Annotated in this window: 1 pseudogene; it reads right to left on the reverse strand. The window is 45.9% G+C overall.

The window, feature by feature from the left end:
- A pseudogene (locus ACS8FC_RS21315) lies at positions 1–452 on the reverse strand (UDP-N-acetylglucosamine 1-carboxyvinyltransferase); the annotation flags it as partial.
- Between the last annotated feature and the right edge of the window lie 49 nt (positions 453–501).

The raw sequence follows: 501 nt of genomic DNA on the forward strand, positions 1-501 counted from the left end.
CCTTTGGGCGCTTGCGCTTTCACGTAACCATTCTCTACGCTAATTACCGCACCCATCGCTTCAAACGCTTTTAGATGCTGATCAACAGGACGTGAACCAATCGCACAGCCACCAGGTAGTGACACTTCAGCTTCGCCAAAACGTGCCAATAATGGACCTAATACCAAAATTGATGCGCGCATGGTTTTTACCAGATCGTACGGCGCATAAAAATTATCGATGCTTTTTGTATCGCAAGTGACCGTGTCGCCCTGCTTTTGGATATCAATCCCCATGCCACCGATCAATTCAATCAATGTACGCACGTCTTTTAACGACGGTACATTGTGCAATGTCGTTGGGGTCTCGGCCAGTATCATAGCGGCAAGTAATGGCAAAGCGGCATTTTTGGCGCCTGAAATAGTAACTTCCCCTGCGATACGACTACTACCAGTGATTAAAAATTGATCCATAAGGGTGACAACCTAGCGATGAGTATAAAAAATGATGAAAACCAGATGG

The sequence above is a fragment of the Psychrobacter sp. 1Y4 genome, assembly GCF_051847555.1.